Below are 17,492 nucleotides of genomic sequence, written 5' to 3'. Positions count from 1 at the left end.
CGCCGTCGCCGCGCCGCCGCACGACTCCCGGCGCGGCCGTTCCCGATACGGCCGTTCCCGGCGCGGCCGCCGCCCGCGCCGCCCACCGCCGCGCCGGCACCGCGCGAAGTCCGGTCGAGGAGTGGCCCGTTGGGCGAGGCGGCGGCGCTTCGCACACCCTTGACGGGATGCGGTTCGAGCGCTTCGCCGAGAGCACTCCCATGAGCGTCGTGGCCCGCTCGGGCCGCCTCTCCCCCACCACCCGAGGACGGTTCTTCCAGAGCGGTCAGCGTCCCCCGCGCGGACATCCCGCACGCCGCCGCCTCCGCCCGCTGGTCTCCCTGGTCGCGGTGGGCGCGGTGGGGCTGGGTTCGGTGCTGGTCATCGACGCCGACACGGCCACCGCCCGGGCGGCGGACGGACCCGCCGTGACGGTGGACCCGGGGGCCTACCCGTTCCGGATGTTCCTCAACTACGACGGTGCGGGCGGGCGGTTCGGGGAGACGGGGGGCAGCGCGACGAGCGAGGACTCCGACCAGGTGTCGGTCTTCGCCGCCGAGCGGGCCGAGGACGGCGCGCTGACCGTGCCGCTGATCAACAAGTCGACATCGCCGCTGTCCGTTCCGCTGACGGTGACCGGGTTGGGCGACGCCTCCGCCGAGGCGTACCAGTACGGCGAGGCCGACCCGTCGGCGACAGCCCAACTGCCGGATGTGGAGTTCACGGACGGCGGGGCCGGGCCGGAGTTGCCCGGGTACTCGATCACCCGGGTGGTCATACCCGGCGGGGCCGCCGGGGGCGGGCCCGCCTCCTCGCCCGAGCCGACGGCGGACGCCCCGCCTCCGGCCGAGGCCGTGCGCCCCGAGCCGGACGGGAGCGGTCCGGGACGGTGAGCCTGGGCACGGCACGGCACGGTGGCCGGAATGCCGGGCGGTGCCGTCCTACGGTGAGTGGGTAGACGTCCCCTTCCCCAGGGCGGTCCCTTCCCCAGGGCGGTCCCTTCCCCAGGGCGGTCCGTTCCCCAGGGAGGCCCTCCCCGGAGGGGACCCCTTCGAGGGGATGCTCTGCCCCACCGATGACAAGGAGCTGACCGGTATGACGGATCGCCCAGGCGGCGCCGAGGAGTTCGGCGCCGGTGCCACGGACGCCGACACGTTTGACGTGGTGGTGATCGGTGGCGGCCCTCCAGGGGAGAACCTCGCGGAGCGTACGCAGGCCGCCGGGCTGCGCACGGTCCTGGTGGAGCGCGAGTTGGTGGGAGGCGAGTGCTCCTACTGGGCGTGTATGCCGAGCAAGGCGCTGCTGCGTCCGCCGGCAGCCCTGGCCGCCGCCAGGGCGGTGCCGGGCGCCAGGGCGGCGGTGCGGGGCGGGCTCGCCGCCGAGGAGGTGCTGGCCAGCCGGGACTCCTTCGCCAGCGGCTGGCGGGACGACTCACAGGTGGAGTGGCTGCGTTCGGTCCAGGTGGAACTGGTGCGTGGCCAGGGGCGGTTGGCCGGTCCGAGGACGGTCGTGGTGACCACGTCCGATGGCGGCGAGCGGCGGCTGGTGGCCCGACACGCGGTGGCGCTGTGCACCGGTTCCCGGGCGACGCTGCCTGACCTGCCCGGGATGGCCGAGGCCCGGCCCTGGAGCAGCAGGGAGGCGACGTCGGCGGCCCGGGTGCCGGACCGGCTGGCCGTGGTGGGCGGCGGCGTGGTCGGCGTGGAGATGGCGGCGGCCTGGCAGGCGTTGGGCGCGAGCGTCACCCTGTTGGCGCGCGGTCCGGGGCTGCTGCCCCACTGGGAGCCGTTCGTCGGGGAGTTGGTGGCCGACGGGTTGGCCAGGGCGGGCGTGGAGGTGCGGACGGGGGCCTCGGTCTCGGAGCTGCGGCGGCCGGACGAGTCCGGCCCGGTGGTGCTGGAGGTCTCCGGAGGGAACGCGGTGATCGCGGACGAGGTGCTCTTCGCCACCGGCCGCAGGGCCGGGACGGAGAACCTGGGCCTGGAGACGGTCGGCCTGACGCCGGGCGACTGGCTGGCGACGGACGACACGCTCCTGGTGCGGGGCGTCCCGGGCGGCTGGCTCTATGGCGCGGGCGACGTCACCCATCGGGCGATGCTCACCCACCAGGGGAAGTACCAGGCGCGGGTCGCCGCCGAGGCGATCGTCGCCAGGGCGCGCGGCGAGGCGGTGGACGACCGGTCCTGGGGTCGACATGTCGCCACGGCCGACCAACGGGCGGTGCCACAGGTGGTGTTCACCGACCCGGAGGCCGCCTCGGTCGGCCTGACCCTGGAGGCCGCCCGCGCGGCGGGGCTGCGGGTGCGCGAGGTCGACTACGACCTCGGCTCGGTCGCCGGCGCCGCGCTCTACGCGGAGGGGTATCGAGGGCGGGCCAGGGCCGTGGTGGACCTGGATCGGGAGGTGCTGGTCGGGGCGACCTTCGTCGGCTCGGGCGCCGGGGAGCTGCTGCACGCGGCGACCATCGCGGTGACGGGCGAGGTGCCGATCTCCCGCCTGTGGCACGCGGTTCCCGCGTTCCCCACGATGAGCGAGATCTGGCTGCGGCTGTTGGAGACCTATCGGGGGTGAGTGCGCCGACCGCGTCACCGGCCTCCCCGAAGAACCCACCTAGTTTCCCAGGGCCGAGCGGCAGACGGCGTTCATCGTCGGGTCGGGGAACGCGCAGAAGGAGCTGGGCAGTTCGACGGTCGAGGTCGGGGTGGGGACGGCGGTCGGCGTCGGGCGGTGGGGGGGGGGTGGCGGGGGGGCGCGGGTCGGCGGGGGGGCCGGGGTCGCGTCGGTCGGTTGGGGGGTGGCACGGTCCCGGTCGGCCGGGCCGTGGGGCCCGGCGGCGGGGCTGGGTTCGCTTCTGGGAACGGCGTGGGCGGTGGCGAGCGGCGAGGGCTGGGGCGCGGCGCCGCCGTCCTCGTCGTCGGCCGCACCGGCGCCGGCGCAGCCGGCGAGCAGCAGCGCCAGTGCCGCCGCGCATCCCGCGAGCCGCGCGGTGCTCCCCGAGCTGGCCGGAATGTTCCCTGGGGTGTTCATCGAGTGGGCGCTCCATCCGAGTTGGGGGTGCGCCGGGGTGGTCGGCGCACGCTGTTCAACGCGGGCGGAGCGCCGAGTTCTCGCAGGCTCACTCCTTTGCAGCAGCGTTCCGTCAAGCCGACTCCCCGACGACCGCGGCTCGCCCGACGGCCGCAACGCGCCCACGCGCCCCGCGCCGTCAGACGGCAGCCTCAGACGGCAACCCTGGGGTCGGCCACGCCCTGGAGGACGTCGGCGGCGGTGTTGGCCACGATGTAGACCGCGCCCAGGACGAAGGTCACCCCGGCGACGGCCGGGAAGTCGGAGACCGGGATGCTGGCGCCCAGATAGCTGCCGAGCCCCGGCCAGCTGAAGACGCTCTCGACCACCAGCACCCCGGCGAACATGAAGCCGATCTGGAGGCCGGTCATGGAGAGCGCGGCGTTGACCGAGTTGCGCGCCACATGCCGTACCACGATGGCGCGTTCACCCAGGCCCTTGGCCCGGGCGGTGCGGACGTACTCGGCGTCCAGGGTGGTGCGCAGGCTGGAGCGGAAGACGCGGCCGATGGCCAGCGCCGGGCCGACCGCGAGCGCCAGCGCGGGCAGCAGCAGATGTCGCAGCGCGTCCACGCTGGCGGCCGGGTCGCCGGCCAGCAGCCCGTCGACGACCAGCAACCCGGTGGGCCCGTCGGTCGCGGCCCCGCCGCTGGCCCGGCCGTTGGCCGGCAGCCAGTCCAACTGCTGGTAGAAGACGATCAGGAAGAAGATGCCCAGCAGGAACGTGGGCGCGGTCGAGGAGACGAAGAGCAGCCCGCGCAGCGCCCCGGCGCCCCGCCAGCGCAGGGTGCTGGAGAGCGCGAAGAGCAGCGCGAGCAGCAGGGCCAGCAGGAAGGCGAAGAGGACGAGTTCGAGGGTGGCCGGCAGATAGCTGCCGATGTCCTCGGTGACCGGCCGCTTGGTGCGGAACGACGTGCCGAGGTCGCCGGTGAACAGCCCGCCGAGGTAGTCGAGATAGCGGCCGACGGGCGGCCCGTCGAGGCCGAGCCTGGCGCGTTCGGCGGCGATCGCCTCCGGCGAGGCGGTCGGCCCGAGGGTCGCCGCGGCGGCGTCGGTCGCCGAGATCTCCTGGAGGACGAACAGCACCACGGAGAGCACCAGCAGCAGCGCCACCAGGGACGCCAGCCGGGTGCCGAAGAAACGGAACGTCATGGCCGTTGGCCTTTCGTGAGCGGAGAGCCCGGGGCGTCAGCGGCCGCGCCGGGCGATGAGGTCGCGCACCGCGTCGCCGCCGAGGTTGGCGACCAGGCTGAGCAGCATCACGGTGACGCCGGGGATGACCGGAATCCACCAGTGGGTGAGGAGTTCGGGCAGGGCCCGTGAGGTGTCGGCGCCCAGTTCGGGCGCGGGCGCTGACTGGCCGAGGCCGAGGAAGGAGAGGCTGGCCAGCACCAGGACCACGCTGCCGACGTCGAGGCTCGCGGTGACCACGGCCGAGGGCACCACGCCGGGCAGCAGGTGGCGGAGGATGATGCGGGGCGTGGAGACGCCGGCCATCCGGGCGGCCTCCACATGGGGTCGCACCGCCAGGGCGCGAACCTCGCCGCGCACGATCCTGGCGTAGTAGGGCCACCAGACGACGGAGATCGCCAGGAAGGTGTTGCCGAGCCCCGAGCCGAGCGCGGCGGCGACCGCCACGGCGACCAGGGTGCCGGGCAGCGCGAGGAACAGGTCGGTGACCCGCATCAGCACCGCGTCGAGCCAGCCTCCGAAGGCTCCGGCCAGCAGCCCGACGATCCCGCCGACCAGCAGCCCGAGGGCGACCACGGCCAGCGCCATCAGCCAACTGGTGCGCAGTCCCAGCAGAGTTCGGGAGAGCAGGTCGCGCCCGATGCCGTCGGTGCCCAGCGGGTGGCCCGGGCTGCCGATGCCGGCGTAGAGCTGTCCGCTGGTGCCCACCGCGTCGTGCGGGGCCAGCAGCGGCGCGAGCACCGCGACCAGGGTGACCAGGCCGACGAGGCCCAGCAGGCAGTGGTTCAACAGCCGTCCGCCGACCAGGTGGCGGCGTGGGAGGCGGCTTCGGGTCGGCGTCTCGACGCCGGCGACCAGGGCGGCCATCAGATCTCCCCTCGGTGGACACAGGCGACGGCCCGGCGGGCGGAGGGCGGCGCGGTGCGGGCGGGTCCCGGCGGTCGGGGCCCGATGGGCACGAGTTGGATGCCGGTGAGGGTGTCGGCGCACTCCTCGGTGGCGACGGGGCAGCGCGGGTGGTAGGCGCAGCCGCTGGGCGGCGCGAGCGGGCTGGCCGGTTCGCCCTCGATGGTGGGCAGTTCGACGTCCAGTCCCGGCACCGCCGAGAGCAACGCGCGGGTGTAGGGGTGCCTGGGGTCGGCGACGAGTTCGTCGGCGGAGCCGATCTCGACCAGCCGTCCCAGGTACATCACGGCGATCCGGTCGCCGATGATCCGGGCGACCGACAGGTCGTGGGTGACGAAGACGACGGTCATCCCCAGCTCGGCGCGGAGGCGTTGGATCAGGTTGAGCACGTGGGCGGCCAGCGAGACGTCCAGCGCGCTGGTCGGTTCGTCGCACAGCAGCACCCTGGGCGGGACGATGGTGGCCCTGGCCAGGGCGACGCGTTGCCGCTGGCCGCCGGAGAGTTCGGCCGGCCGGGCGTCGAGGGTCGCCTCGGGGAGGCCGACGGAGTCGAGCGCGGCGACGACGCGTCGGTGGCGCTCGGCGCGGTCCAGGCGTGGGCGGCGCAGGCGTTCGGTGAGCAGTTCGCGCACGGTGAGCCAGGGGGTGAGGGAGGCGCCCGCGTCCTGGAAGACCATCTGCACCGCGCCGCCGGTGGGCCCGGTGATCCCGCCGCCGGTGGCCTTCTGGAGTCCGGCGAGGACGCGCAGCAGGGTGGACTTGCCGGAGCCGCTCTCGCCGACGAGGGCGAGGGACTCACCGGCCTCGATGTCGAGGGTCACCCCGCGCAGCGCGGCCAGCGGGGCCTTGCGGCCCCGGCGGTCGCGCACGGTGAAGCGGCACTCCAGCTCGGTGGTGGCCAGGACGACGCCGGGTCGCGCCGGCCGGTCCTCCCGTTCGACGGCCGTGGCGTCCCCCACGACGGGTTCGGCGGGCTCGGCCGGCCCGGTGGGCTTCGCCGCATCGGCGGCCGCCGCCTCGCGGTGGGCGATCTCCAGCAGCCGGTCGCGGGACTCCTCGGCGCGGAAGCAGGCGGCGGAGTGTTCGGGCCGGACCGGGAGTTCGGGCAGGCCGGGGAGTTCGGCGTGGCAGCGGTCGACGGCCAGCGGGCAGCGCGGGTGGTAGGCGCAGCCGGCCACCGCCGCGCCGCCGGCCGGCTCGGGCACCAGGGTGCGCAACGGGCTGTCCCGGTCGGTGTCGAAGTCCAGGCGGGAGGCCAACAGGCCCAGGGTGTAGGGGTGTCGCGGCTCGTTCAACACCCGCCGGGTGGGGCCGACCTCGGCGAGCCTGCCCCGGTACATCACCGCGATCCGGTCGGCGATCTGGCCGGCCACGCCCAGGTCGTGGGTGATCATCAGCACCCCGCACCCGAGGTCGTCGCTGAGCCGCCGCAGCACGCCCAGCACCTGGGACTGCACGGTGACGTCGAGCGCCGTCGTCGGCTCGTCGGCGACGATCAGCCGGGGGCCGCCGGCGATGGCCATGGCGATCATGACCCGCTGGCGCAGCCCGCCGGAGAGTTCGTGGGGGAAGGCCCGCATCCTCCGCTCGGGTTCGGGCACGCCCACCGCGCGCAGCAGTCGGATCGCCTCGTCGGCGCTGCCGGCCGCCTCCACGACCTGCTGCCCGACGCGCATGGTCGGGTTGAGGGAGGTCATCGGGTCCTGGAAGACGACGCCGAGGCTCTCGCGTCGCGCCAGGCGGCGTTCCTCCTCGGCGCCGTTGACCATGTCCACGCCGGCGACGCGGAGTTGGCCGGCGACCCGGGGCGCGGAGCCGGCCGGGAGCAGGCCGAGCAGGGCGAGTGCCAGGACGCTCTTGCCTGAGCCGGACTCGCCGACCAGGCCGAGCACCTCGCCGGGCCGGATGTCCAGGTCGACGCCCCGGAGCACCTCGGAGCTTGTGCCGTCGCGGGAGAGGCTGACCCGCAGGTCGCGCAGGGTCGCCACGGGTGTGTCGGGCGCCTCGGCGGTCGGCGCGGCGGATTCGGGGGTGGCGGGTTGGGTGTCCAACATCGGTGGTCCTCCCGGGTGTTCGGTGGCCGAGGGCCGACGGCCGAGGCCGTCGGCGGGTGGCCGGCGTCCTAGCGGCCTGGCCGGTCCACGCGGTCCCGCCGCGCTGCGGGATCGCTCAGGGGTGCGTCGGTGGTGGCGGGGGTGGCCCCGTCGACGGCGCCGGGGTCGGGAAGGGGCGGCGGGGACGGGGACGGGTCGTCGGAGGGGTCGTCGGCGACCGGCGTGGCGAGCCGCCGTTCGCGCGCCGGTGAGGTGAGGGTCAGGAAGCCGGCCAGCAGCACGCAGACCACGGCGCAGCCGACCCACAGCGGCCCGCTGCCCAGGTGTTGCAGCACGGTGCCGCCGGCGAGTGGGCCGATCATGGTGGCGGTGCTGAACGCCAGGGCGTAGGTGCCGAGATAGCGCCCTCGCGCCCGCCGGGTCGACATGTCGGCGGCGATGGACTGGGCCGCCGGGTGGGCGCCCATCTCGCCCAGCGTCCAGACCGAGACGGCCATCGCGTAGAAGAGCCAGGAGTTGGCGAGCGCCTGGAGGCCGACCCCGAGGGCGGTGAAGAGCAGGGCACCGGCCAGCACCGCCTCCCGGCGCCAGCGCGCGACCAGCCGCGCGGAGGGGATCTGGAGGGCGCACAGCAGGACCCCGTTGAGGGTGAGCAGGAAGCCGTACTCGCCCGAGGAGAAGCCGTCCTCGACCATGGTCACCGGCAGCGAGGAGGTGGACTGCACATAGACGACCGAGTAGACGAGCATCGCGAGCGTGAAGGTGACGAACACCCGGTCGCGCAGCACCTGCCCCAGCCCGACGGCCGGTTCGGCGGGCGCGCCGGCCGTCCTGGCGGCGCGCGAGGCGCGGAACGCGCGGGGCGCGTGCGCGTCGGTGACGCGGGCCAGCACGATGGTCGCGGCCACCACCAGCACGCCGGCCTGGGCGTAGAAGAGGTACTCGAAGGCGTGGTCGGCGATGAACCCGGCCAGCAGCGGGCCCACCGCGTAACCGAGGTTGACCGCCCAGAAGTTGTAGGCGAACGCGGCCCGGCGGTGGGCCGCCGGCACCAGGTCGGTGATCAGCGCGGCGACCGAGGGCTGGGCCGCGCCGTTGACCAGGCCGAAGACGAACAACAGCACGGCGATGGCGGCCGGTTGGGGGAAGGACGGGAACACCGTCATGGTGGCGGCGGAGAGCAGCAGGCTGCCCAGCAGGGTGCGGCGGCGGCCGATGACGTCGGAGAGGACCCCGCCGGCGAGGGCGGAGAGCACCACGCCGCCGCCGTAGCCGGAGACGATCAGCCCGGCCTCGGAGGTGCTGAGCCCGGCGTCGCGGGTGAGGAAGAGCGTCATGAACGGGACGACGAAGCGCCCGGTCCAGGTGACGAGGACGGCGAACCAGAGCCACCAGAAGCTCGCTGGCAGGTCGGCGGCGCGGGTGGGGCGCTGGCCCGACCGGCGGTGTGACATGGGGTTCCTTCGGCGGAGTCGCTGCTTCGGGACGGAGACGGGGGCGCCGGGCGGGGGACGCCGGGCGGCGGCGTCCCCCGGGTGGCTACTCGTCCCCGGCCGAGTCGGACGCGTCGGCCGACTCGACGGTCAGCGCGTGGAAGTCGAGCGTGTAGGGCTCGGCGATGCTGTGCGCCTCCTCCACCCCGCCCAACCAGGGCTGGGCGACGACGAAGTCGTTGACATAGGCCCAGGCCGGGGTGCAGGCCGCCGCCTCGTTGGCCTCGGCCGCCGCGCCGTAGGTCGCGGGGTCGCCGGAGACCAGGGCCTCGGCGAGGAGTTCGGTGGTCTCATCGGAGAAGCACTGGAGGTGGTTGAGGCCACCGTCCTGGTCCCAGAACACGTGCCCGTACATGTACGGGTTGCTGGAGTCGGGCCAGGTGCCGGAGGAGAGGAAGAGGTCGGGCGCCTCGGCCGGGTTGGTCGCGAACTCGCCGAAGACCTGCGAGGTCTGGTAGCTGGTGATGGTCGCGTCCAGGCCGAGGCCCTGGAGCTGGGCGGCGATGATGTTGGCGATCTGCGCGTCGTCGGCGGAGGAGGCGCTGTGCCCGATGAGGACGGTCTTCTCCGCGCCGCTCAGCCCGGCCACATAGTCGGCCAGCGGCGCGGGGTCGTGGGTGATCTCGCGGCTCTCCACGCCCTCGGGCAGCGCGCCGCGCGAGTAACTGCCGGTCGCCAGCTCCGCCTTGTGGGCGACGACCTGGTCGATGACGCTCCCCCAGTCCACGGCGGAGAACATCGCCCGCCGCGCCTCTGGCGTGGCCATGAAGGGGCGGTTGGGGTTCATGTAGAGGACCCCGACCTGGAACGAGGGCAGGCTGTACGCCTGGACGGCGTCGTCCTCGATGTAGTCGGCCTGGGAGGCGGAGGGCACCGCGCCGATGATGGTCGACAGGTCGCCGTTGTTGAGGGCGAGCTGCATGGCGGAGGTGTCGGTGTAGACGGGCAACTCGATGGTGGTGAACGTGGGTTCGCCGCCCCAGTAGCCGTCGTGGGCCGTCATCTCGTAGCGCTCGCCGACCCGCGCGACGCTCAGCTGGTAGGGGCCGGTGCCCGCCGAGTGGGTGCTGAGGTAGGTCTGGGCGTGGTCGTCGCCGGCGTTCTCGGCCAGCGCGGTCGGACTGATCATGCGGGGGCCGTAGGGCGAGGCGAGGTAGTCGAGGAACGCCGAGTTGGGCTCGGCGAGGTGGATCACCACGGTGGTCTCGTCGGGCGTGTCGACGGAGTCGACGCCGGCCACCATGTAGGCGGGGCCGGCGCCGACGGCGGTGCGCCGGTCGAAGGACGCCTCGACGGCCTCGGCGGTGAACGGGGTCCCGTCGTGGAAGGTGACGTCCTCGCGCAGGGTGAAGGTGTAGGTGGTGTTGTCCTCGGAGACCTGCCAGTCGGTGGCGAGCGCGGGCCCGATGGTGGCGGTGTCCACGCCGGGCTCGTACCGCACCAGCCCCTCGTACATGTTGGTGGTCAGGGCCAGGCCGTTGCCGGAGTAGTAGACGTCCGGGTCGGGCGGCTGGCCGATGTCGTTGAGCAGGCCGACGCGCAGCACCCCGTCGGTGGGGGCGGCGGAGCCGGTGGTGCCCTGTTCGCCGCCGCAGGCGGTCAGGGTCGCGGCCAGGGTCAGGGCGAGCGTGGCGGCCAGGGCGGCGGCGCGCCGGGCGGCGGATTGCCGTCTCATGGGGAACTCCTCGTGCTGGGGCGCTCGTTGGGGGCTCTCGTCGGAGGCTGCGGACGCCGGTGGCCGTTCAGCTCTTGTCCCGCAGCGCCCGGGAGTGGCCGGGGCCGAGCGCGCCGGGGTGCAGGTAGTCGGGTTCGGTCAGGCCCTTGCGGCGCATGGCGATGCCGGTGAGCGCCTCGCGGACGGCGCGGTTGGCGAGCAGCGCGGTGATCTCGCCCCGGTCGTCGTAGGGCGGGCTGACCTCGACGACGTCCATGCCGACGATGCCCACCTCGGCGGCGAGGCGGCGGACGGCGGTGAGCACGTGGATGCTGGTGAGGCCGCCCGGCTCCGGGGTGCCGGTGCCGGGCGCGTAGGCCGGGTCGGCGACGTCGATGTCCAGCGAGATGTAGAGGTGGTCGGCCTGGTCCAGCGCCTCGTCCACGGCGCGCTCCAGGACCTTCTCGAAGCCGTCCCGGTTGATCTCGGCCATGAAGTGGGTGCGCATCTGGCGCTCTTCCATCCAGTCGATCGTTTCCTGATCGGGCCAGTAGCCCCGCAGACCGACCTGGACGAAGTTCTTTCCCGGCACCGCGCCCGACTCGATCAGCTTGCGCATCGGGGTGCCGTGGCTGGCCAGGCTGCCCGGGGTGTCGGTGCCGGTGTCGGCGTGAGCGTCGAAGTGGACGATGCCGACCTTGCCGTAGCCGTAGTGGTCCGCCAGGGCGGTGGCCGACGGCCACGTGGTGGCGTGGTCGCCGCCGAGGATGATCGGGATGGCGCCGGAGTCCACGATGGTGCCGACGAACCTGCGGATCTCCTCGAAGGTGGTCCAGGTGTTGCCGACCCGGATCGGGGCGTCGCCGTAGTCGCAGACCTTCAACGTCTCGAACGCGTCGACCCGCACGTCCAGGGAGTAGTGCGGCCGGCCGTAGCCGCCCTTGTAGTCGCAGGCCCTGATGGCCAGCGGGCCGTGGTTGGTGCCGCTGCGGCCCGAGGCGGTGGCGTCCCAGGGCACGCCGCAGATCGCGACGTCGATCTCGCCGGCCACCAGGTCCTCGGGGGTGAGGCAGACGGGCAGCTTCGCGAAGGTCTGGATGCCGGCGAAGCCGCCCTCGCCCTTGCGGTTGACGAAGATCGGCCCGGGCGGGCGGCCGACGTTGAGGTCGTCGACCGCGCCGTGTCCCTCAAGTCCCTTGCCCAGCCGGGGCGGTTGCTCCCAGAAGCCCTCGCCGAAGTCGTGGTGATGATGGCCCTCGGGCCCGTGGGTGTGCCCCTCGGGGCCGTGGTCGGACGGCCGGGGTGTGTCCTGCGGGGAGTCGCTGCGCTGTTCGGACATGAGTCCTCTCCGGGGAGTTGCCATGACTGGCCCGATAAGGCGGGTGCCGGAGCCCTCCTCGCCCCCGAGGGGGAGGGGCACCGCTGGGCGAACCTCGTTGTCCCGCCGCACGGCCGGAGCGCCGTCTCGTTCGGGCAGGACCCGAAACTAGGGACTGCCAAATCGATTCGTCAATGGCCAACGAGGGTGCGCGGCGGGGTGTTTACACAGCTGGCGCACCTCGGGCCCGGCCGCCGACGGCCCGACCCACGGCCGAATCCCGCCCGTAACATGGGCGACTGTTTTCGGCCGCCGACGAACGGCCGTTCGCCCGCCGGCCGTCGCTTCTCGCGAGCGGGCGAACGGGCGCTCGTATGATGTCGCCATGAGGCGCCAGACCGTCACGCTCAAGGACGTGGCCAGAGCGGCGAACGTCTCGCCCAGCACGGCCTCGCAGGCGCTCTCCGGCACCGGACGCATGACGGAGGCGACCCGGCGGGCCGTCGTCGAGGCGGCCCAGAAGCTGAACTACCGCCCCAACGCGGTCGCCCAGGGCCTACGCACCGGATCGGTCCGGTCCATCGGGCTACACCATCTGCACGCGGGCGACCGTTTCGCCTCCGACTACTTTCGCGAGTTTGTCACCGGGGTCCTGGACGGCACCCAACGCGCGGACTACGACCTGACGTTGCTCTCCAGCAACCCGCAGGTGCCACGGAACCGGGTGCCCCGGGTGGACGGCGTGATCATCGCCGACCCCATCGCCGACGACCTGCGGGCGCGCCAACTCCTCGACTCCGGGCTGCCGGTGGTCGCCGGCGAACACCCGCCCGACGGGATGCCCGACTGCCCGGTGATCGCGGCCGACCACGCCGGCGCGCTCCGCCAGATCCTGGACCGGGCGGCGGCGCACGGGGTGCGGCGGCCCGCGTTCGTCGGCCCGGACGCCAACAGCGGCTGGGGCGTGCTGCTGCGCGCCGAGTTCGAACGCTGGTGCGCCGACCAGGGGTTGCCCGGCGCCACGGGCGAGAGCCGCTTCGGCGACCTGTCGGTGGCCGAACACCGGCGGGTCATCGGGGAGTTGCTGGCGCGCGAGCCGGCCACCGACCTGCTGGTGCTCTCCTCCGAGCCGATCGTGCAGGGGGCACTGACCGCGCTGGAGGCGGCTGGCCGCCGGGTGGGCAGTGACGTGCTGCTCGCCTGCTGTGGCGACAGCCCGACGTTGGCGATGACCGCTCCGCCGACCACCGCCGTCGATCTGCATCCGCGTGCGCTGGGGATGGCCTGCGCCGAGCTGCTGATCAGGCTGGTCGAGCACGACGCTGAGCCGCCGGAGGCGCCGGTGCTGCTGCCGGCGGAGGTCCGCTGGCGCGCGTCCCTGCCGGGCGGGGCGCGGGTGCCCCTGGGCTGAGCCGAGCGCGGCTCGCGGCCGGGAGGCCCTGCGGGTGGGCGGCCGCGTCGGGCGGTGGCCGCCGAGTCGCTCGCGCCGGGGATCTCGTACCGTACCCCTGTGCCGTTCGACCACAACGACCACTATCACCGCGCCGTACTGCGCCAGTTGCCGCGCGGTGCCCGGCGGGCGCTGGACGTCGGCTGCGGCACCGGAACGTTCGCCCGGCGGCTGGCGGGCCTGGGCCCGCGGGTGGACGCCCTGGACTCCTCCGCCGAGGCGCTGGCGGCGGCCCGCGCGCGCTCGGCGCCCCCGCCCCGGGGCCCGAGCTATCTGCACGCCGACATCACCGAACACCAACTGCCGCACGCGCACTACGACTTCGTGACCTGCCTGGCCAGCCTGCACCATGTCCCGTTCGCGACGGTCTCTCGTCTCCGCGAGACGCTCGCGCCCGGCGGGGTGTTGGTGGTGCTGGGCTGCTATGCCGAGCGCACGCCCGCCGACCGGGCGGTGAGCCTGGCGGCCGCGCCGGTCAACGCCGTGGCCCGGCTGACCGTCGCGGCCGGGGAACGGCTGCGCGGCCGGCCCCGGGACCTGGTCAGGGCGCCGGTGCGGCGGCCGACCGTCCCGCTCGCGGAGATCCGCTCCGACGCGGCCCGGCTGCTGCCGGGCTCCCGGGTGCGCCGGCTGCTGTTCTGGCGTTATCTGCTCGTCTTCCGGCAGCCCTGACCCACGCCACCGCGCTGAGTGCCCGCGCCGCTCGCGCCGGCGAGGCCACGGCGGCGCCGCTCGTTCACCAGCATCGCCCCGACCGCTCCCGGCGGCGGCGGCCCCGCCCGGGCCGGGCCGCCGCCGAACAACCGCCAGCGGCCCCACCCGCACCGCCGCCGGCAGGGCTAGAGTCGATGCCATGGCTGGTGAGCAGGGAAGCGTGCGCGTGGACACCTGGATCTGGGCGGTGCGGCTGATCAAGACCAGGTCGATGGCCGCCTCGGCCTGCCGGGCCGGCCATGTGAAGGTCAACAACGAGCGGGTCAAGCCGGCGCAGCCGGTGCGGATCGGCGACGAGGTGCGGGTCTGGCACGCCGGCCGGGAGCGGATCGTCGAGGTGACCCGCCTGATCCGCAAGCGCGTGGGCGCGCCCACCGCCGCCGAGTGCCTGATCGACAACAGCCCGCCGCCCCCGCCCCGGGTGGAGATCCCGGCGGTGCCGGTGCGCGACCGGGGTGCCGGCCGACCCACCAAGCGCGAACGGCGCGAGCTGGACCGGCTGCGCGGCCAGGGCTGAACGGACCCCGGCCGCCACCCGCCGCTACGGGGTGGCCTCCTCCAGGTGCTGGTACTCCGGGTGCTTGGTCAGCCAGCCGGCGATGAACGGGCAGGTGGCGACGACCTTGAGCCCCCGGCGTTCGGCGTCCTCCATCGCGGCCGTGGCCAGCTCGCCGCCCACGCCCCGCCCCTCGAAGCCGATCCGCACCTCGGTGTGGGGATAGATCACGCGCCGCTCCTCGCGCGTGTACTCGGCGAAGCCGGCGAACTCGCCGTCCAGCCACGCCTCGAACCGGCCGAGCTGGCTGTTGTCCCGGACCTCAGTGCTCATGCCCCTCATCGTGCCCCGCCGCCGGCGCTGCCGCACCACCACCGGCGCCGAACGGCTGGCCCGCCGCGCGTTCCGCCGCCGTCACGGCCTCGGCCGCCTCGGCCACCCGCTCCCGGAAGGGCCGCCGTTCCAGGGCCCGCTCCAGCTCGCCGAGCAGCGTCGCCAGCGGCACGGACAGCTCGGCGTCGAGGTCGGCCGCCGCGGCCTCGGCCACGGCCCACTCGGTCTCCAGCACCGGCAGCAGCCGTTCCCCCTCCGGTGTCAGCCGGACCACGCGCTGCCGGGCGTCCCGTCCCACGCTCAGCTCGACCAGGCCCCGGCGGCCGAGCTGGGCGACGGTCTGGCTGGCCGCCGAGTGGGTCACCCGCATCGCCCGCGCCAACTCCCCGATGGTGCTGGGCCCGTGGGCGACGAGGGCGCGGATCACCGGGGTGTACCTGGGCCGGTAGTCCGCGAGGCCCAGCCGGGGATAGACGGTGGCGAGGTCCGCCTCCAACAGGTCGAGCAGATGCCGCAGCCGGGTGCCGATGCCGGTGAGGGGGCGCTGGGTGGACATGGCCAGCACGATAACCGAGCGACGGACTTCCGACAGCACTGATATAACAGCGCTGTCAGATTACGCGCTCCGAAGGGTGGCCGTCATGTCCGCGCTGTATCCGCCGATCGAGCCCCACGACCACGGCTGGCTGTCCGTCGGCGATGGCCACCGGGTCTACTGGGAGACCTGCGGCAACCCCGAGGGCAAGCCGGCGCTCGTGGTGCACGGCGGTCCGGGCTCGGGGTGCGGCCCCCGCAGCCGGCGGTTCTTCGACCCGGACGCCTACCGGATCGTCCTCTTCGACCAGCGCAACAGCGGCCGTTCCACCCCGCACGCCGCCGAGCCCGAGGTCGACCTCGCCGCCAACACCACCGAGCACCTGCTGGCCGACATGGAGGCGCTGCGCGAGGCGCTGGGCGTGGAGCGCTGGCTGCTCTTCGGCGGCTCCTGGGGCTCGGTCCTCTCGCTGGTCTACGCGCTGCGGCACCCGGAGCGGGTGAGCGAGCTGGTGCTGATGGGCCTGGCCACCGGCCGCCGGGCCGAGACCGACCTGCTGACCCGGGGCCTCGGCAGCTACTTCCCCGACGCCTGGCGGGCGTTCCGCGACGCGGTGCCGCCCGAGGACCGGGACGGCGACCTGCCCACCGTCTACGCGCGGCTGCTCCACGACCCGGACCCGGAGGTGCGGGCCCGCGCCGCGCGCGCCTGGTGCGACTGGGAGGAGGCCATCGACGTGGGCCACGCCGGCGGCCCGTCCCGTTACGACGACCCCGCCTTCCAGCTGGCCTTCGCCCGGATCGTCACCCACTACTGGAGCGCCGGCTCCTGGCTCCCCGAGGGCGAGGTGCTCCGCCGCGCGCCCGAACTCGCCGACATCCCGGGCGCGGTGGTACAGGGCAGCCTCGATCCGGGCAATCTGCTGGGCACGCCCTGGGAGTTGGCGCACCGCTGGGGCCCGAACTGCGCGCTCACGGTCGTGGACGAGGCCGGGCACGGCGCCGCCGACGCGGGCATGGTCGAACGCCTGGTGGCGGCCACCGACGGTTTCGCCACCGGGGCGGCGCGGACGCGATAGCGTGGTGCGAAAACCGCGTCGGAAACGGGAACGGCCGACGTCCGGCGGCAGTTGAACTGTCCGAACCAACTGAACGGTCGACAGTTTCGGCGACGCGGCACAGGGCACGCGGCCGACCGGCCGACCGGGGACGTCGCGACGACACAGGAGGAGAACGCCGGCATGGTGTTCAAGCGGTTGCTCGGGAAGCTGGGCGTGGGTGGCCCGTCCGTGGACACGGTGCTGCACCGGGAGACGGTGCTGCCAGGCGACACGGTCTCCGGCGATGTGCTGGTGCGTGGCGGCTCGATGGACGTGGAGATCACGGAGGTCACCCTCGACCTCGCCGCCCAGGTCGAGGCGGAACGGGGGGACGAGGAGCGGCACGGGACGGTGAAGTTCCACCGGGTCGTGGTGGGCGGCGGCTTCCGGCTGGCGGAGGAGCAGGAGCTGTCGATCCCGTTCTCCTTCCAGCTGCCCTGGGAGACGCCGATCACCGAGGTCTTCGGCCAGCCGCTGAGCGTGCCGCTCGGAGTGCGCACCGAGTTGGCGGTGGCGGGCGCGGTGGACCAGGGTGACCTGGACCCGCTGATGATCCGTCCGCTGCCGGTGCAGGAGGCGGTGCTCGACGCCTTCGGGCAGCTGGGCTTCGGCTTCCGCTCCGCCGACCTGGAGCTGGGGCAGATCCGGGGCTCGGGCCAGACCCTCCCCTTCTACCAGGAGATCGAGCTGACCCCGGGGCCGAACCACGCGCACGCGATGCGTGAGGTCGAGATCAGCTTCCTGGCCAACCCGTCCGGTCTGACGGTGGTGTTGGAGGCCGACCGGCGCGGCGGGCTCTTCGGGGGCGGCGGCGACGCGCTCAACCTCTTCACCGTCAGCCACGAGGAGGTCGGGCGCACCGACTTCCCGGCGCTGGTGGACTCCTGGCTGCGGCAGCTCGGCGAGCGCCGCTCCGGGGGTCTCTTCGGTGGCGGGGGCCACCACGGGCACAAGGACCACGACGACCACGGGGGCGGCGGCATGGGCATCGGCGGCGCGGTCGCCGGTCTTGCGGCCGGGGTGGTCGGCGGCATGGTCGCGGCGGAGATCATCGACGAGATCGGCGACGCGTTCGAGGGCGACGACTGAGCCGGTCCCGCTGCGGGGTCCCGTGCGGCGCGCGCCGCACGGGACCCGACGGGCGGCGCGGCGGCGGCCGTTCGACATCCCCCGGTCAGACGGGAGCTGAGCGGGCCCGGCAGGTG

General features: G+C 74.3%; 15 protein-coding genes and 1 pseudogene. 7 read left to right on the top strand and 9 right to left on the bottom strand.

The window, feature by feature from the left end:
- Together EBN88_RS01525 and EBN88_RS01520 are read left to right on the top strand one after the other, a co-directional pair.
- Window positions 1-872: pseudogene (locus EBN88_RS01525) on the top strand (hypothetical protein); the annotation flags it as partial.
- A 202-nt stretch (window positions 873-1,074) separates the two neighbouring features.
- On the top strand, window positions 1,075-2,550 hold the full coding sequence (locus EBN88_RS01520; protein WP_122181947.1) for a dihydrolipoyl dehydrogenase family protein: 1,476 nt from the start codon (window positions 1,075-1,077) through the stop codon (window positions 2,548-2,550).
- 39 nt (window positions 2,551-2,589) lie between these two features.
- Here EBN88_RS01520 and EBN88_RS01515 read toward each other — a convergent pair whose 3' ends face one another.
- From EBN88_RS01515 to speB, 7 genes are all read right to left on the bottom strand, one after another.
- Window positions 2,590-3,006, bottom strand: coding sequence for a hypothetical protein (locus EBN88_RS01515; protein WP_122181938.1), 417 nt, complete (start codon window positions 3,004-3,006; stop codon window positions 2,590-2,592).
- A 191-nt stretch (window positions 3,007-3,197) separates the two neighbouring features.
- Window positions 3,198-4,196 carry an ABC transporter permease gene (locus EBN88_RS01510; protein WP_122181937.1) on the bottom strand — a complete coding sequence of 333 codons (999 nt, stop codon included), beginning with the start codon at window positions 4,194-4,196 and terminating at the stop codon, window positions 3,198-3,200.
- Window positions 4,197-4,232: 36 nt separating this feature from the next.
- Window positions 4,233-5,102, bottom strand: a complete 870-nt coding sequence (locus tag EBN88_RS01505; protein ID WP_122181936.1) for an ABC transporter permease — start codon at window positions 5,100-5,102, stop codon at window positions 4,233-4,235.
- On the bottom strand, window positions 5,102-7,195 hold the full coding sequence (locus EBN88_RS01500) for a dipeptide ABC transporter ATP-binding protein (RefSeq protein ID WP_122181935.1): 2,094 nt from the start codon (window positions 7,193-7,195) through the stop codon (window positions 5,102-5,104). Before EBN88_RS01500 ends, EBN88_RS01505 begins: the two co-directional genes overlap by 1 nt.
- Before the next feature lie 68 nt (window positions 7,196-7,263).
- Window positions 7,264-8,649, bottom strand: a complete 1,386-nt coding sequence (locus EBN88_RS01495; RefSeq protein WP_122181934.1) for an MDR family MFS transporter — start codon at window positions 8,647-8,649, stop codon at window positions 7,264-7,266.
- A gap of 85 nt (window positions 8,650-8,734) precedes the next feature.
- A complete protein-coding gene (locus EBN88_RS01490) occupies window positions 8,735-10,363 on the bottom strand; it encodes an ABC transporter substrate-binding protein (protein WP_122181933.1) in 1,629 nt (542 codons plus the stop codon).
- Between the two features lie 67 nt (window positions 10,364-10,430).
- Window positions 10,431-11,681 (bottom strand): agmatinase, encoded by a 1,251-nt coding sequence (gene speB, locus EBN88_RS01485; RefSeq protein ID WP_122181932.1) that lies wholly within the window; start codon window positions 11,679-11,681, stop codon window positions 10,431-10,433.
- A 364-nt stretch (window positions 11,682-12,045) separates the two neighbouring features.
- Here speB and EBN88_RS01480 point away from each other — a divergent pair, with 364 nt between their 5' ends.
- The 3 genes from EBN88_RS01480 (at window position 12,046) to EBN88_RS01470 (ending at window position 14,341) form a co-directional block, all read left to right on the top strand.
- Window positions 12,046-13,071: a LacI family DNA-binding transcriptional regulator gene (locus EBN88_RS01480; RefSeq protein ID WP_122181931.1), complete on the top strand. Its 1,026-nt coding sequence runs from the start codon at window positions 12,046-12,048 to the stop codon at window positions 13,069-13,071.
- Window positions 13,072-13,170: 99 nt separating this feature from the next.
- Window positions 13,171-13,782 (top strand): class I SAM-dependent methyltransferase, encoded by a 612-nt coding sequence (locus tag EBN88_RS01475; RefSeq protein ID WP_122181946.1) that lies wholly within the window; start codon window positions 13,171-13,173, stop codon window positions 13,780-13,782.
- Between the two features lie 181 nt (window positions 13,783-13,963).
- Window positions 13,964-14,341 (top strand): RNA-binding S4 domain-containing protein, encoded by a 378-nt coding sequence (locus EBN88_RS01470; RefSeq protein ID WP_122181930.1) that lies wholly within the window; start codon window positions 13,964-13,966, stop codon window positions 14,339-14,341.
- Between the two features lie 24 nt (window positions 14,342-14,365).
- On the opposite strand, the gene EBN88_RS01465 is transcribed toward EBN88_RS01470, so the two are convergent.
- Complete coding sequence (locus tag EBN88_RS01465; protein WP_122181929.1) at window positions 14,366-14,653, bottom strand: GNAT family N-acetyltransferase; 288 nt, start codon at window positions 14,651-14,653, stop codon at window positions 14,366-14,368.
- The gene (locus EBN88_RS01460; RefSeq protein ID WP_122181928.1) at window positions 14,643-15,209 is read right to left on the bottom strand and encodes a MarR family winged helix-turn-helix transcriptional regulator; all 567 of its coding nucleotides are present in this window, start codon (window positions 15,207-15,209) and stop codon (window positions 14,643-14,645) included. The genes EBN88_RS01465 and EBN88_RS01460 overlap by 11 nt, the downstream gene beginning before the upstream one ends.
- 85 nt (window positions 15,210-15,294) lie before the next feature.
- Between EBN88_RS01460 and pip the strand changes: the two genes are divergently transcribed.
- Window positions 15,295-16,266: a prolyl aminopeptidase gene (gene pip / locus EBN88_RS01455; protein WP_122181927.1), complete on the top strand. Its 972-nt coding sequence runs from the start codon at window positions 15,295-15,297 to the stop codon at window positions 16,264-16,266.
- 162 nt (window positions 16,267-16,428) lie between these two features.
- Window positions 16,429-17,376: a sporulation protein gene (locus EBN88_RS01450; protein WP_122181926.1), complete on the top strand. Its 948-nt coding sequence runs from the start codon at window positions 16,429-16,431 to the stop codon at window positions 17,374-17,376.
- Window positions 17,377-17,492: the final 116 nt, after the last annotated feature.

The sequence above is a fragment of the Streptomyces triticirhizae genome (genome assembly GCF_003696235.1).
GTDB lineage: Bacteria > Actinomycetota > Actinomycetes > Streptomycetales > Streptomycetaceae > Streptomyces > Streptomyces triticirhizae.
The sequence above is the reverse complement of the archived record's forward strand: the minus strand, read 5'-3'. Positions and strand labels throughout refer to the sequence as shown.